The organism is Chryseobacterium carnipullorum, assembly GCF_900142785.1.
Lineage (GTDB): Bacteria > Bacteroidota > Bacteroidia > Flavobacteriales > Weeksellaceae > Chryseobacterium > Chryseobacterium carnipullorum.
Genome location: NZ_FRCD01000029.1, coordinates 1 through 16,114, shown reverse-complemented (window position 1 = coordinate 16,114; position 16,114 = coordinate 1). Strand labels below are relative to the sequence as shown.

13 protein-coding genes are annotated in these 16,114 nt (G+C 38.4%); 7 read left to right on the top strand and 6 right to left on the bottom strand.

The window, feature by feature from the left end; genetic code table 11:
* Positions 1-47 precede the first annotated feature (47 nt).
* The gene (locus BUC06_RS22330) at positions 48-605 is read left to right on the top strand and encodes a sporulation protein (protein WP_073336705.1); all 558 of its coding nucleotides are present in this window, start codon (positions 48-50) and stop codon (positions 603-605) included.
* Between the two features lie 47 nt (positions 606-652).
* Here BUC06_RS22330 and BUC06_RS22325 read toward each other — a convergent pair whose 3' ends face one another.
* The 6 genes from BUC06_RS22325 to ricT form a co-directional block, all read right to left on the bottom strand.
* Entirely contained in the window at positions 653-1,930 is a 1,278-nt protein-coding gene (locus tag BUC06_RS22325) for a DUF6080 domain-containing protein (RefSeq protein ID WP_228423872.1), read from the bottom strand.
* A 74-nt stretch (positions 1,931-2,004) separates the two neighbouring features.
* Positions 2,005-2,970, bottom strand: coding sequence for a T9SS-dependent choice-of-anchor J family protein (locus BUC06_RS22320; protein ID WP_073336744.1), 966 nt, complete (start codon positions 2,968-2,970; stop codon positions 2,005-2,007).
* A gap of 85 nt (positions 2,971-3,055) precedes the next feature.
* The gene (locus BUC06_RS22315) at positions 3,056-4,597 is read right to left on the bottom strand and encodes a protein adenylyltransferase SelO (protein ID WP_073336703.1); all 1,542 of its coding nucleotides are present in this window, start codon (positions 4,595-4,597) and stop codon (positions 3,056-3,058) included.
* 75 nt (positions 4,598-4,672) lie between these two features.
* The gene (locus tag BUC06_RS22310; RefSeq protein ID WP_073336701.1) at positions 4,673-7,051 is read right to left on the bottom strand and encodes a transglycosylase domain-containing protein; all 2,379 of its coding nucleotides are present in this window, start codon (positions 7,049-7,051) and stop codon (positions 4,673-4,675) included.
* Between the two features lie 6 nt (positions 7,052-7,057).
* A complete protein-coding gene (locus tag BUC06_RS22305; protein WP_073336699.1) occupies positions 7,058-7,522 on the bottom strand; it encodes a gliding motility lipoprotein GldH in 465 nt (154 codons plus the stop codon).
* Positions 7,515-8,912: a regulatory iron-sulfur-containing complex subunit RicT gene (gene ricT / locus BUC06_RS22300; RefSeq protein ID WP_073336698.1), complete on the bottom strand. Its 1,398-nt coding sequence runs from the start codon at positions 8,910-8,912 to the stop codon at positions 7,515-7,517. Before ricT ends, BUC06_RS22305 begins: the two co-directional genes overlap by 8 nt.
* 280 nt (positions 8,913-9,192) lie before the next feature.
* Between ricT and BUC06_RS22295 the strand changes: the two genes are divergently transcribed.
* The 6 genes from BUC06_RS22295 (at position 9,193) to BUC06_RS22270 (ending at position 15,949) form a co-directional block, all read left to right on the top strand.
* Positions 9,193-10,431: an OmpP1/FadL family transporter gene (locus tag BUC06_RS22295; protein ID WP_073336697.1), complete on the top strand. Its 1,239-nt coding sequence runs from the start codon at positions 9,193-9,195 to the stop codon at positions 10,429-10,431.
* Positions 10,432-10,441: 10 nt separating this feature from the next.
* Positions 10,442-11,992: an SGNH/GDSL hydrolase family protein gene (locus BUC06_RS22290; protein ID WP_073336695.1), complete on the top strand. Its 1,551-nt coding sequence runs from the start codon at positions 10,442-10,444 to the stop codon at positions 11,990-11,992.
* Positions 11,993-12,077: 85 nt separating this feature from the next.
* On the top strand, positions 12,078-13,016 hold the full coding sequence (locus tag BUC06_RS22285) for a ribose-phosphate pyrophosphokinase (RefSeq protein WP_073336694.1): 939 nt from the start codon (positions 12,078-12,080) through the stop codon (positions 13,014-13,016).
* 55 nt (positions 13,017-13,071) lie between these two features.
* A complete protein-coding gene (locus tag BUC06_RS22280) occupies positions 13,072-13,710 on the top strand; it encodes a 50S ribosomal protein L25/general stress protein Ctc (RefSeq protein ID WP_073336693.1) in 639 nt (212 codons plus the stop codon).
* Between the two features lie 211 nt (positions 13,711-13,921).
* Positions 13,922-15,142, top strand: coding sequence for an aminotransferase class V-fold PLP-dependent enzyme (locus BUC06_RS22275; protein ID WP_073336692.1), 1,221 nt, complete (start codon positions 13,922-13,924; stop codon positions 15,140-15,142).
* A gap of 174 nt (positions 15,143-15,316) precedes the next feature.
* Complete coding sequence (locus tag BUC06_RS22270; protein WP_073336691.1) at positions 15,317-15,949, top strand: NAD(P)H-dependent oxidoreductase; 633 nt, start codon at positions 15,317-15,319, stop codon at positions 15,947-15,949.
* Positions 15,950-16,114 lie beyond the last annotated feature (165 nt).

Genomic DNA, 16,114 nt, shown 5'->3' with positions numbered 1-16,114 from the left:
TTTGGTATAATTTTTTAATTTTAATAGATTTGCAGAAACAAGTTTAAATGAGAAATTTAATCAAAATATTTTCAATACTCTCTTTATTTGGGTTTTATAGTGTTGAAGCCCAACAGGTTGTTAAAAAGGATACGCTTTCAGGAACAGAGCTAATTATGACAATGGACTCCAAAGTAAACGCTGCTTTGGGAGGAATTGAAGATAAATGTTCGAGAACTACTGGAGGACCTTCAGCTTCTTCGGTAAGAGAAAATAATACAGATAGCGGAATTGTTACCACTTCCAAGCCTCCCAAAATCTATGTACCGAGCAGAGAATTGAGTAATGCTGAGATCTGCAGGAAGAATCCAAGGATTTTAGGGTTTAAAATTCAGATCACAACGGTAAAAAGCAATGAGGAAGCGAATGAGGTGAAATCCTATTTCAGAAAAAGATTCCCGAACCTTAAGGTGGAAACGGATGCTTCTTTAAGACCCAACTATAAAATTTTGGCGGGAAGCTACTTTACCAAGCAGAGTGCGGCATCAGATCTTTCAAAAATAAGAGAATACTTTAAGTCTGCCGTTGCGGTACAGTACAGGATTTTCTGTTCTGAAGCTAGATAAGGATCATAACGATATAAACAAAAAGCTGAGAAATTTCTCAGCTTTTTTTATTGGTAGTAGGTTTCTAAAAACCGGAAAAAATCTGCCATTCTGAACATATTATTAGCCAGTAGGAAGACCAACAATACAATCATCGTCATCATTAAAAATGATAATATTTTCGGGTGTGATTTGTAGGCCGAAAAAAGCCATCCCAGGAGTAGCGGATAAACAAACACGAAGTGTCCTCCATAAATATATGAAGTGTGAAGTCCAAACCTCATAATGCAGTGAATCACAATGTCCACAAGAAATGAAACAGCAAGAATCTGAACGAGTTTATTTTTAAAATTCTTATAATAACTCCACAAAACAAGTGCTAATAATACAGTAATAAAAGCGTAGCAGAATGGTGAGGAATAAGGTTCCATCAGGAGACCTTTGAAGTCAAAGCCTTTCATGTTATGTTTATCTGTTGTCATGAAACTTGGAAACAAAACACTACCTCCGAAAAAGTAAGAAAGCATCATATCCCAATCCGGAATAGATTCTACATTGGAGAACTTTTCATATTGCTGGTTGGTTTTTGAGAGAATGTTTTCATATTTAAAATCAATTCTTAAAAGATAAAGAAATACAAAAGATGCTGTGGTGAGGAGTACGCGAAACACTGCATTTCCAAATTTTTTCCAGTTTCTGAAGAGATCTTTTTCAAATAAAACAGGAATAAAAACCTTCACGAGGTTGGTAATAGTGAGTCCGCCTATCGTAATTCCTGCAAGTGTAAGTGCAGATCCCGGTATTTTTTCTTCTTTTTTAAGCTTTACCGCTGCGTAATAATTGTAAATGCTGAGCAAAAGCAGGGTATAGGTGAAGTTTTCGGGCGTAAAAGAAAGAATAATGCTTGTAGAAAAAAGACCGAAAAACAGGATCATCAATACACTGAATTGGAGAGGAAGCCCAATAATATTCTTCAGATATTTGAAAATCTGAACCATGCACAGGCTTATGGCTGTGTTACTAAGCCAGGCAAGGGTAAGCCTAAAGGTTTCGTTCATTTTTCCACCTGAAATCAGTAAAGAAAATTCTCTGACCCAATTAAAAAAGTAATATGCCAGGGGATGTCTCTCAAAGCTTCCGCCGGTCATCACAATAGCTTTGTTGTCAAAACTGAAATAGGCATCCCATGGGATTCTACTGTCAAAAATGATTCTGTAATGAAGCGCAATATAAGATCCCAGAACACCGTAGCAGGTCAGGAAGAATAGAAATACAGCCAGTTCGTTGTAGGTGGAAGGAAATACCTGCTTCAGAAGGTTGATGAGTTTTGTTTTAATGAAAGACACGGGTCAATTTTTTGCAAAAATAAAATAAAAAAGCTCATCATTTCCGATGAGCTTTGATGATTGTGATATTGTTCTTACTGTTTGATTACTTTTTCTGTGGTAGATGTACCATCATTAAATTCTGCTTTAACAATATAAGTTCCTTTAGGTAAAGAGGAAATGTCTGCTCTTTCAGACTCTGTTTTTGTTACATTTTTCCCTGCCATATCCATAACAGAAATCGTTTTTACTTTTTTATCAGTTTTGATATTGATTTCTCCACTTGTAGGATTAGGATATAGGCTTGTTGTTTTTGCCTTTGAAGATGCTTCATTGGTAGCAAGTACGCCGGTAGCCGTGACTTTTACATCATCAAGCATAAACATGTATTGGTCAGAAGACATATACTGGAATCCTATTCTTATAGTCTGTCCAGCATAAGCATTTAAATTGATGGTGACTTGTTGCCATGCAGCAAAAGGAGCTGTTGATGTTGCTGGTGATGAAACAATCGTGAAATTAGCGGCTGAAGTTGGATTGCCACTTCCTGTATATACTCCTACTTTATAACTTTCGGTGAAAACTGGTGATAAAGCTTTTACCCAGAAAGTCAAAATATTGGCACTTGTACCTAAAGTTAGAGCAGGAGTGATTAGCCAATCATTGTTAGCCGTTGCTCCTCCGGTAGTAGATGGTACTCCTGCCCAGGATACCGCACATTTTTGTCCTGCATGCGGACTGAAATTTCTTATTTCTTCATCTGCAGCGGTAGAAGTTGCATTATTGGTTGCATTGCTCGCGCTAAGATTAAAGATCTGAAAAGCCATAGGTAATCCTCTGTTGGTCCAGTTCGCAGTCCAGGAAGGAGAGGTTGTTCCTCCAATTACAGGACCTCCTCCTGTATAAGTATTGAGGCCGTCTAAATCCAAAGTAAGCCAGTTTCCAAAGCCTGTAATGGCAAAATTGGTATAAGACTCAAAGCCTTCATCCAATAATACTGTCTGTGCATTTGATGCTGTAATTCCCAGCAATAAGCTTAGAGAAAAGAGAGCTTTTTTCATAATAATATTTTTTCTAAAAATAGTGAAAAATATCATTATGATGTAAAAAAAGCATGTAAATTGCTCTAATGTTATTATTTACTTATCAAGAGCTGCATGAAAGTGTAGAACATCCGGTCGTGTCATCATAGGCTGAAGGGCGCTTTGCAGAAAATTCAGGATATAATTCTTCGTAAGGGTTTTCCAGAGCCCGTGTCAGTTTTTTGAGCATTTCTGTTTTTCCGGAATTGATCTCTTCTATACATTCATATAAAAGATAATTTCTTAAAGTAAATTTTGGATTTGAGTGTTGCATCAGCGATAGAGATTTTTCTTCTGAAATCGTATTCGAAGAAATTCTATCCTGATATTTTTTGGCGAAGTCTTCCAGTTTTTTCACTCTTTGATCAGTTAAAATGACATAGGGTACATTTTCAAAAAGAGACTTAATGTCACTTTCAGGATTTAATTTTTCCAGCTGATTAAAAAACAGCGTATAATCCAGCTGAAGTTCCTGCATTAGCCCCTGCCAGTTGGTAAAGAATTCTTCATCGCTTTCCCGTAGTTCGTCGAATCCAAATTTTCTGCAAAGCATTTTATCATGAGCTTCCCAAAAATAAGTTCCATACTGGTTTAAAGTATCTTCGAGAAATTTTTCATCTTTAATCAAAGGATGAAAGGCATTTGCGAGCTGCCAAAGATTCCACTGTGAAATTTGTCCCTGTTTTCCAAAAGCATATCGCCTACCCGGAAGGTCGGTTGTGTTGGGGGTGAAATTCAAATCATATTCGTCCATCATTGAATAAGGACCATAATCTATCGTTAATCCCAAAACAGACATATTATCGGTATTCATGACCCCATGGACAAATCCTACCCTGAACCATTCCGTCATCAGATTGGCGGTTCTGGTGCATATGTTTTCAAAGAACTGTTTATATTTATCAATACCTTCTGCAGTTATCTCCGGATAGTAATTTTTAATAGTGAAGTCAGCCAGATCCTGCAGGGTTTTATATTCTTGCTGTGCAGAGATCAGTTCAAAATGTCCAAAACGCAAAAAGCTTTCTGCAGTTCTGATGACCACAGCACCTTTTTCAAGCTGTGGATTTCCGTTATACATCATATCTCTCACAACATCTTCACCAGTGAAGGCGAGGCTTAAGGCTCTTGTTGTAGGAACTCCAAGATGGTACATCGCTTCACTCATCAGATACTCGCGTACTGAAGATCTCAATACGGCTCTTCCGTCTGCGTGTCTTGAGTAGGGCGTGGCACCGGAGCCTTTCCATTGAATTTCTGTCTTTTTTCCGTCTTTATTAATGATTTCTCCTGCAAGTATTGCCCTTCCGTCTCCAAGCTGTCCCGCCCAGTTTCCAAACTGATGACCAGCATAAGCAGTGGCGTAGGTCTTTACATTTTCAGGAAGATGATTACCTACCAGAAAATCGAGATCTTTTTCTTCATACGGTCCAAGTCCTATTTCTTCTGCAAGATCCGGGTTGAAGGCAATCAGTTTCGGTGCGTTGAAACCAGCTGGCTTTACGGTTGCAAATAAAACTTTTGGGGTATTTCTCTGCATTGGATTGTCTGAAAAGTCCCCTGGAAATATATCGGTGAAAGGCTGTTTAATCTGTTCAATATTCATAGATCAAAGGTATTAATTATAAAAGAAAAGACCTTCCAAATTATTGAAAGGTCTTATGTATTTCTAAAAGAGAATTTATTTATTGAAATCTACCTCATCGGTTGAGTGAAGATTGTCATTGATATTTTCTTCTTTTTTGTCTGTATTGTTTTTGGGAGTCGGGTCTGCGGCTCTTGGATTCTTGATCTCATCCATGGTCTGAAGTCCTCCGTCGTCTCCGTAGCCTTCACCTAAACCTTTTAGGTTTGAACATCCGTCTTTCCAGTCAGAGGGTCTGGTGAATTTATCATCAGGGGTAATTCCCAGAGATTTATCTGCCCATACTTTCTTCATGAAGATCGCCCAGATGGGTAATGCCATTTTTGCACCCTGACCTTCACCTGTTCCCAAGAAGTGGGTGGCTCTGTCTTCCCATCCTACCCAGGCTCCTGTTGCCAGTTTTGGAGTGATTCCCATAAACCAACCGTCAGAGTTGTTCTGTGTAGTACCTGTTTTAGCGGCAATTTCCACCCCTTTAGAGATTCCTCTTCTTCCAAGTTCTCCGGAAGCAGTACCGTACTGTGCAACACCTTTCATCAATTCAATCATGGTGTAAGCGTACATTGGGTTCATTACCTCTTTTGGTTCTACATTCACTTCTTTGATCACCCTTCCGTTGGCATCTTCAATTCTCCAGATCATTTCTGGTTTATTGTAGTTTCCGTAGTTGGCGAATGTACTGTAAGCACCTAGCATTTCATAAATTGTAATGTCGGATGAACCTAAAGCAATGGTATTGTTTCTAGGAATATCTTCTGTTACTCCAAGGTCTCTTGCGGTCTGTATAACGGCATCTACACCGGTCATCTCAATAAGTCTGGCTGCAATCGGGTTTTGAGAGTGTGCTAAACCGTCTTTCAACGTAAGCATTCCTCCTCTTCCCGGAACATGCCATCCTTTGTGATCGTAGGTTGCATTAGAAACGGTAGAACATGGTGTCATTCCCAGTTTCATAATTGCTGTAGCATATACGAAAGGTTTGAATGTAGATCCTACCTGTCTTTTACCTTGTTTGATGTGGTCATACTGGAAGTGCTGCCAGTCTATACCACCAACCCAAGCCTTGATCTCTCCACTTCCCGGAACCATTGACATTAAGCCAGCCTGTGCAACTTTCTTATGCCATCTGATAGAATCCCATGGAGACATTTCCACTTCCTCTTCTCCGTTCCATGTGAATCGTGATGTTTTGGTAGGTTTTTTAAATTCCATAATGATAGAATCTTCCGGCATGCCATCCGCTTTTAACAGCTTATAACGTCCGGTTCTTCTTACGGCCTGCATCATTACATCCTTTATTTGCTTATCTGTAAGGTAATAGAACGGCCAGTTCTTTCTTCCTCTCTGTTCTGCGTCAAATCTTTTCTGAACATCAGTAAGGTGTTCTTTGATAGATTCTTCTGCGTACTTCTGCATTTTAGAATCCAGAGTAACGTATATTTTAAGCCCGTCTTTGTAAAGATTAAGCTTCTTGCCTGTTTCCTTCTCGTAACCTTCAAGATACCTGTCTATTTCTTTTCTTAAATAGAATTTATAATAAGCAGAATATCCGTCTGTAATATTTTTAATAGGGTGGAAGTCTACTGATACAGGTGTACTGATCGCTTTTTCATACGTGGCCTGATCAATATATCCGGTCTTCTGCATCTGATCCAATACCACATTTCTTCTTTCCTTTGCTTTTTCAGGATATCTGTATGGGTTATTCTTTCTTGGATTTTCCAGCATGGCTACAAAAGTAGCGGCTTCAGGAAGGGTAAGTTCCGAAGTTTTTTTATTAAAGTAAACTTTGGAAGCCATCTCAACTCCGTTTGCATTGAAAAGAAAATCGAACTTATTGAAATATAGAGTGATAATCTCTTCTTTGGTATATCTTTTTTCAAGACTTACCGCAACGACCCATTCTTTCAGTTTCTGAAATGCTCTTTCAATTTTATTCTGAGAAGCAGATCCTGTGAATAGAAGCTTCGCTAACTGTTGGGTAATAGTGGAACCTCCACCTCGTCCGCCTCCATATACTACAGCTCTGGCAATGGATTGAAGGTCAATCCCTGAGTGTTCTTTGAAACGCTCATCTTCTTTAGCCTGAAGCGCATAAATAAGATAGGGAGGAAGGTCTTTATAAACGATAGGCTGTGTTTTTTCTTTTTCAAACCTGCCTAAAGTAACCCCATCTGATGAAATGATTTCAGAAGCGACATAGATGTCAGGGTTTTCAAGTTCCTTTACATCCGGCATTTCTCCAAGAAATCCCTGAGAAACAGCAAAGAAAAGTCCTGAAATACCTAAAACGACTGCAATGAGTCCAATCCAAATAAATTTAACCCATTTTTTCCAAGAGGTATCTTTCTTTTTTTTGGGAGGAAGAGGGAAGGTTTTTCCCTTATTTCCTGCGTTTTGTCTGTTGTCTTCCATTTATGGTTACGGTTTAGCCGTTTCTAGTTTTACTCCAACGTCTTCAATTCCCGGAAGGTTATCATTTCTCATCGCCTGGATCAGACTGATTTCATATTTTCCTTTTTCCGGAAATTTATAGTTCAATTTATACTGAAATAATGCTTCCTTCGTATCACCAAAACCTGTACCAAGCCATTCTCCGTTTGGTTTTGCCAGAACGTAATTCAAGGTGTCTGTTTCCTTCTTTTTGTTCTGGAGATTGGTGAAGTTTACAATAAATCTTATATTGCTGTAAGGGTAATTGTTGTTATTTCTTACGACAAATATAATATTTTTAGGATTCTGCGGATCTGAAACTTCAAGATTAAATTTTTGCTCGCTTTTCTTACTCCATTTGTTGTTAACAGAGTTCATGATGACGTTTTCTCCTGAAGAAGAATGACAGCTAAAGAAAAGAATGAGAGGTAATAATCCTAAAATTTTACGCATTTTTATCTTTTTTTGGAGGATATTTCTTTTTAAAATTTTTCTTGTTCGGGTTCGGTTGCTTTGTTTCCGGGTTAGAAGATGTATCAGTTTTTTCCGTTTGTGCTTTTGGCTGCGGTTTCGGCTGTGCTTTCTGTTGCGGTCTTGGCTGATTCCCGGAATTGGCGTTAGGATTTTCTGGTTTTTCGGATCTTTCAGGCCTTTCGGATCTGTTTTTCTTTGGTCCTTGTCCTTGCTGTCCCTGCGCTTGTCCAGCGTTATTCGGTCTGTTTTGGTTTCTGTTCCTGTTGTTGTTTCCTCTGTTTTTCTTTTCAAACCTGTCCATATTGTTTTCCTGGATCAGGTCGATGGTTTGTACAGGGATATCAGGTTGCTTCAGATCTTCCAGAGGAAGAATTTTCTCACCTCTTTTATTCTTGGCGATTAATTTCTTAACAAGGTCAATATCAAAATCATACCATGCCATCGAACTGTCAACATAGGCAAACCACATTTTCTTTTTGAAAACGTCGATCTTAATACAGAATGCTCTTCCTTTTTCCGTGTCCAATGTTGTTGATGAAGAAGGGAAGTGGCTCAGGGCATCCAGGTAGCTGTCCAGTTCATAATTAAGGCAACATTTCAGTTTACCACATTGTCCTGCCAGTTTTTGCGGGTTGATGCTTAGCTGCTGATATCTGGCTACATTTGTATTGACAGATCTGAAATCCGTAAGCCATGTCGAGCAACAGAGTTCTCTTCCACATGATCCTATACCTCCAACTTTTGCTGCTTCCTGTCTGAAACCGATCTGTTTCATGTCGATCTTCGTCCGGAAAGCACCGGCATATTCTTTGATCAATTGTCTGAAATCCACACGGTTGTCAGCGGTATAGTAAAAGGTGATCTTTGAAGAGTCTCCCTGATATTCTACGTCAGTGACCTTCATTTCAAGCCCTATTCTGTGAGCTATTTTTCTCGCTTCAAGCTTTACGCCATCTTCTTTTTTTCTCGCTTCCTGCCAGACTTCAAGGTCTTTCTGATTAGCTTGTCTGTATATTTTAAGTATTGATTCTTCAGGAAATTTTTTCTTTTTTATCTGAATCTTTACTAATTCTCCGGTGAGGCTTACAACGCCTACATCGTGTCCCGGGCTTGATTCTACTGTTACTACGCTACCTATATGTAAAGGAATATTATTTACATTTTTATAAAACGATTTTCTGTCATTTTTAAATCTAACTTCCACAAGATCACACCTATTCGATGAGGGGTTGTTTACGTTAGAAAGCCAGTCAAAAACACTTAATTTATAACTATTACCACAGGTATCTACACTTTCACAGCCATTTGCGGTTTTTTTTGGTCCGCAAGAATGGGCAGAATCGCCGGATGTTTTGCATCCACAACTCATATATAACTATTTTTTATAATCTTGCAAATTTATGTAAATTTATCTTTATGCAATTCTAAAATACTTAAATATTCAATATAGCCATTGTTTAACATTAAACGTGAAAAATATATGATGCGATAAAAGTTGATAAGTTGCTAATGTAGATGGGTTTAGGTTGATATATTTCTAAAGTGTTATTTTAAACATAATTTTCTTTTCGTATATTGTTTAAAATATTAAGAAATATTAACAGGTGTATTCAAATTAATTTTATATTTGGGTTATATAATAACAGTCTATGAAAAAAATATTAGTATCAACTGCTTTATTGGCGGGTGTTCTATCTTATGCGGGAGGCTTCAGGGTATCTCTGCAGGGAGTGAAACAATTGGCAATGGCGCATACTAGTGCTCATGCCGAAGATGCAAGTGTGGCATTCTTTAACCCAGCGGGTATGTCATTCATTCCTTCTAAACTGAGCATAGTAGCAGGAGGGTTTGGTGCAAGTAATAAAGTTACTTTTCAAAACTTAAATACTTTACAGAGTACAGAAACAGATAACCCTATCGGTACTCCGTTGTATGCTGCGGTTGCTTACAGACCAATAGAGAACCTGTCTGTTGGTTTCAGTTTTACAACACCTTTCGGAAGTACAATCCAGTGGCCTAGTGACTGGGAGGGAAAAGAGATGGTGCAGAAACTGGAGCTTAAAAGCTTCTATTTCCAGCCGATGGTTTCTGTGAAATTAGCACCTTGGGTATCATTCGGGGCAAGCTATATTTACGCAAAAGGCAAAGTAAACTGGGATAAAGCTGTGACACAGTTTGGTGGTGAACTTAATATTAAAGACGAGAAAGCAAGCGGTAGCGGTTATGGATTTGGTTTCTATTTCAGACCTGATCCGAAATTGGACGTGAGTATTGCTTACCGTTCCCCTGTAGATATGAAGGCTAAGAAAGGAACGGCTACTTTCCAGTTCCCGTCTGCCTCTATTTACCCTCTGTTAGGACTTGATCCAAGTACAGGACAGGATAAATTTACAGCAACACTTCCATTGGTTGAAGAATATACGATTGGTTTAACCTACAAAGTGACCCCGAAATGGTTGATTTCTGCTGACTTCAACTATCACGGATGGGAAAGATATAGCAAACTGACTTTGGATTTTGCTAATGCTCCTGTTGGAAATCAGGCAGATCCTACCATATTGGTTGCTCCTAAAAACTTCAAAAACTCAAAAACTTTCAGATTAGGGACGCAGTATGCATTCACAGATATGATTTTCGGACGTCTGGGAGCGTATTATGATGAGTCCCCTTATTCTGACGACCACTTTATAGCAGAAACGCCTTCATTTAACACATATGTGATTACCGGAGGGGTAGGCTTTAAACTGAAACAGTTTGGAGTTGACGTAGCAGGAGGATATGCCCTTCCTCAGGCCAGAGATGTAAGAAATACCGCTCTTGGCTTTAACGGACAGGCAAAAGCTGAAGCATTTTACTTTGGTTTAGGTTTATCATACAACCCATTTTAATTGAAAGACTATGAAAAAAATTATAATATCAACACTTGCCGTTTCTGCACTTCTTTTTACAACAAGTTGCGAAAATGACTTCGATACTGATGTAAAAGATATTCAGGTGACAAAGGGAGATGCAGATTTTACCAAATATGTTGCCTTGGGAAATTCCCTAACCTCAGGTTATAGAGACGGTGCTCTTTATGCTGACGGACAGAATGAATCGTATCCTTCCATGATTGCTCAACAGATGAAATTAGTAGGAGGTGGGGATTTTAAACAACCTTTAATGCCTGATAATAATGGAGGCCTTCTTTTGGCAACTCCGCTGGGTACATTGCAGATCGCAAATACTAAACTTTATATCAGTTCTTTTATAGATGGTTCACCAGATTTAAAATATGCAAACGGTAATGTTGCGACGACTTTAACGAATACGGTGTTAACAGGTCCTTTTAATAATATGGGGGTTCCAGGTGCAAAAGTAGCCCATTTATTAGCCGATAACTATGGAAATGTACAGGGTGTAGCTGCAAAAACTGCAAATCCTTATTTCGTAAGATTTGCTTCTGAGCCAACTACGTCCGTTATAAAAGATTTTAAAAAACAAAGTCCGACGTTCTTCTCTCTTTGGATAGGAAATAATGACGCTCTACTGTATGCTTTAGCAGGGGCAGACGCAACAGCTGAAACATTAACACCTGCAGTTCAGTTTACTCAATACTATAATGCGTTGGTTAATGAAATTGCATCTACAAACGCTAAAGGTGTTATTGCTAATATTCCTAGTGTGACTTCTATACCGGCATTAACAACTATACCTGTTAATCCTTTAACAGCAGCTGTACTTGGAAATGGAAATGTAACTGCCGGAAATGCAACTATTGATGCATTGAATGCGCAGATTTATGGTCCTTTAAATCAAATTTTGACTGCTTTAGGTGCGGGTGACAGAATTAAGCCGCTTTCAAAAACAGCAGCAAACCCTTTGCTTATCAAGGATGAAAGCCTAACACCTCTGGGTGTGCAGATTACTGCAGCAGCTACTGCTTCAGGAAACCCTACACTAGTGGCTTTGGCAGGTTATCTTGGTGCTACATATGGACAGGCTAGACAGGCAAAAGCTGGAGATCTGGTACCATTGACTACCAAGGCGGCAATAGGTACACTTCAGACACTTCCACCGGGAGTTCCAGCTTCACTTGGAGCAAGAGGAATTGCTTATCCGTTTGCTGATAATTATATACTGACAGGTACGGAGGTTGCAGAAATTAATACCACGATTGATGCCTACAACGTTGCTATTAAAGCGGCAGCAACTGCAAAGGGATATGCTTTTGTAGATGCTAACAAGAAAATGTCAGAACTTGGCTCTCAATCAGGGATTTCTTTTGATGGTGTAAAATATACCGCTAAATTTGTTACAGGTGGTGCATTCTCTTTAGATGGAGTACATCTTACAGGAAGGGGATATGCCGTTATTGCAAATGAATTTATTAAATCGATCAACGCAACGTACAAATCCAACCTGCCAGAGGTAGATCCTAATAAATATTCAGGAATAAAATTCCCGTAATCATACAGGAAAATAAAAACTTAGAAACCACAAGAGTAATTCTTGTGGTTTTTTTTTAAATTTGCAAAATCTTTAAAAAGTAAAAATGGCCGATCAGTTAAGTTATCTATTTTGTACAAGAACCAGTAAGGACTTGGCAGAAAACATTGCCCAGCATTATGGGAAAGAGTTAGGGAAAATCAACTTTCAGGAGTTCAGCGACGGGGAATTTGAGCCTGTTCTGGATGAATCTGTGAGAGGAGGGAGAGTTTTCTTAATCGGATCTACCTTCCCGCCAGCAGACAATCTTTTAGAACTTCTATTGATGATTGATGCAGCGAAAAGAGCTTCCGCAAAAAGTATTACTGTCGTGATTCCTTATTTCGGACTTGCAAGACAGGACAGAAAAGACAAGCCTAGAGCGCCGATAGGGGCAAAACTGGTTGCTAATTTATTAACAGCAGCTGGAGCGACAAGAATAATGACCATGGATCTTCATGCAGATCAGATTCAGGGATTCTTCGAAATTCCGGTAGATCATCTTTATGCTTCAAGTATTTTTGTGGATTATATCAGAGATTTAAATCTGGATAATCTTACGATTGCTTCACCGGATATGGGAGGTGCAAAAAGAGCGAAGAACTATGCAGGCCATCTAGGTGCTGAAGTAGTAATTGCTTATAAAGAGAGAAAAAAGGCAAATGTTGTAGAAGAGATGTTCCTTATCGGGGATGTAGAAGGTAAAAATGTGATCCTTATTGATGACATGATTGATACTGCGGGCACACTTTGTAAGGCTGCGGATATTTTGATGGAAAAAGGAGCAAAATCAGTAAGAGCGATGGCAACTCACGGAGTGCTTTCCGGAAAAGCTTACGACAATATTGAGAACTCAAAATTGCTGGAAGTTATTGTAACTGACTCAATTCCTGTTAAAAATAATTTGTCAACTAAAATAAAAGTGCTATCTTGCGCCCCATTATTTGCGGACGTTATGACCATGGTTCATGAGCACCAATCAATTAGCAGTAAGTTTATTATTTAATTGATTTTTAGTGTTTTGCAAATTTAAATTGAACAATTTTTTAAATTTTTTATAAATGAAATCTATTACAATTCAAGGTACAAAAAGAGAAAGCGTGGGCAAAAAGTCTACAAAAGCTTTACGTGATGCTGAATTAGTTCCTTGTGTTGTTTATGGAGGTGAAGCTCCTTTAAACTTCTCTGCTGAAGAGAAAGCTTTTAAAGGTTTAGTATACACTCCTGAAGCACACACGGTATCTATTGAACTAAACGGAGAAACAATTCCAGCCGTTCTTCAGGATATTCAGTTCCACCCAATTACGGACAAAATTTTACACGTAGACTTCTACCAATTATCTGACGATAAGCCAGTAGTGATGGAAGTTCCTGTAAGACTTACCGGACGTTCTAAAGGTGTTGTGGCTGGTGGTGTTTTACGTCAGTCTTTCAGAAAATTAAAAGTGAAAGCAATTCCTGCGAACTTGCCAGACGAGATCGTTGTAGACGTTACTTCATTGAAAATTGGTAACAAACTTTATGTAGGAGGAATCAAAACTGAAGGATTCTCTTTCGTTCACCCTGACAATGCAGTAGTAGTAGCTGTTAAGATGTCTAGAAATGCAATGAAAGGTGGTGCAGTAGTAGAAGATGATGAGGACGAAGAAGTTGCAACTGAAGAAGGAGCAGCTCCAGCAGAAGAAACTGCAGCAGAATAATATTTGCTTATTCAACAAACAATATAAAACCTGTCAATGTATTGGCAGGTTTTTTATTATCAATACCGTCCTGAAACCTTTTCCATCATATCTATCGATTCTTTCTATCAGCTGATAAGTATCACCCGGCAACCTGATATGTCCTTTCGGAAAAAAAGACGTAAATTTGAAGTGTTCTAAATAAGAGCAATCTAATTTAAAATTTTAATAAATGTTTGACATTCAGGAAATAAGAAGTCAGTTTACGATATTAAACCGCGAAGTGAACGGTAAGCCTTTGGTTTACTTAGATAATGCAGCAACATCTCAGAAACCGGATTCTGTTTTAAAGGTCTGGAATGATTATTATACAGAGCTTAATGCCAATGTTCACAGAGGAATTCACACATTAAGTCAGCTGGCAACAGAGGAAATGGAACTTTCCAGAAGAAAGATTCAGAAATTTATTAATGCGAAGCATGATTTTGAAGTTATTTTTACCAAAGGAACAACAGAAGGGCTGAACCTCATCGCTTATATTTTAACACAGAAGCTTAAAAAAGACGACGAGATCATCATCTCTTATCTGGAGCACCACTCCAATATCGTTCCATGGCAATTGCTTTGCGAAAGAACAGGAGCAAAACTGAGAGTGATTCCGATTGATGAAAATGGTATTCTTCAACTGGATTATCTTGATGATTTTTTAAGTGAAAAAACCAAAATAGTATCTGTAAATCAGGTTTCCAACGCTTTGGGAATTGTGAATCCTATAGAAGAAATTATCGCTAAAACAAGAAAAAATTCAAATGCTTATATCGTCATTGATGGGGCGCAGTCTGCTCCTCACTTTGAGATCGATGTACAGCAGATGGACTGTGATTTCTTTGTTTTTTCAGGGCATAAGATGTATGCTCCGATGGGAACCGGTATCCTTTACGGAAAACAAGAGATTCTGGAAGAACTTCCGCCATTCCATGGTGGAGGAGAAATGATTGCCACCTGTTCTTTTGACGGAACTACTTATGCAGGGCTTCCCTTTAAATATGAAGCAGGAACGCCTAATGTAGGAGGGAATATTGCCTTGGGTGCCGCCGTTGATTTTATTGAAAGTACTGGAAGACAGAATATTCAGAATCATGAAAATGCCTTACTGGACTATGCTCAAAGACAGCTTTTGGAACTGGAAAATATAAAGATCTACGGCGAAAAAGCTAAAAGAACTGGCGTAGTGTCCTTTAATTTGGAAGGAGTAGGTATTTCTTCCGATGTAGGGATGATCCTGGATAAAATGGGTATTGCCGTAAGAACAGGACATCACTGTACACAGCCAATCATGGATTTCTTTAATATAGCAGGAACTGTAAGAGCGAGTTTTGCAGTTTACAATACATTTGAAGAAATTGATAGCCTGGTGGAGGGCGTTAAAAAAGCACAACGAATGCTGTCTTAAAGCATCATCATAGAAAATCAAAGGCTTCTGAATTTCAGAGGCTTTTTTGTTATGCATTGAATGGTTATTTAAAATGATTATAAATAATAGATTCTGCCAATAGCGCAGATAGCAATTTTTGTGCACGTACGTCTTTGTTCTTGAAGTAATTTTGTTTGGTCTAAATTTAACTTCATGGAATTAATAGAAAAATTGAACTGGAGATTTGCCACCAAAGCAATGAACGGTCAGAAAGTACCACAGGAAAAAGTGGATAAAATATTGGAAGCGGCAAGATTGGCCCCTACATCCAGCGGACTTCAGCCTTTTGAGATCATTGTGATCACCAATCAGGAGGTAAAAGAGCAAATCAAGCCTCACGCATGGAATCAGCCTCAAATAACGGATTGTTCGCATCTTTTGGTGTTTGCTGCCTGGGATAATTATACCGAAGAAAGAATCAACAGCATGTTTGATCTTACGAACGAAATCAGAGGCTTTAAAAACGAAGGTTGGGAAAACTACAGACAAATGCTTTTAGGAACCTATCCTCAGAGATCTGCTGAAGAAAACTTTACCCATGCTGCAAAACAGGCTTACATTTCATTTGGTGCAGCCATTATTGCTGCTGCTTTTGAAGAAGTAGATTCTACCCCAATGGAAGGCTTTTCACCTGATGCCGTAGATGAAGTTTTAAACTTAAAAGAAAAAAGATTGAAAAGTGTATTGCTTTTGCCTATCGGGTACAGAAATACCGAATCAGACTGGTTGGTGAATCTTACCAAAGTGAGAAAAGCCAAAGAAGATTTTATTACAGAAGTGAATTAATTGCTAATTTTTTCTCATAGAAAGGAGGCCGTCTCACAACTGAGGCGGTTTTTTTGGTTATTATTTTATATTTTTATATTTTTATATTTGATAATCAGATATTTGTTTATGAATTTCAAGTATTATAATCAGAATCAGTTGGAGTTGTTTCCCTATAGTTTTGAG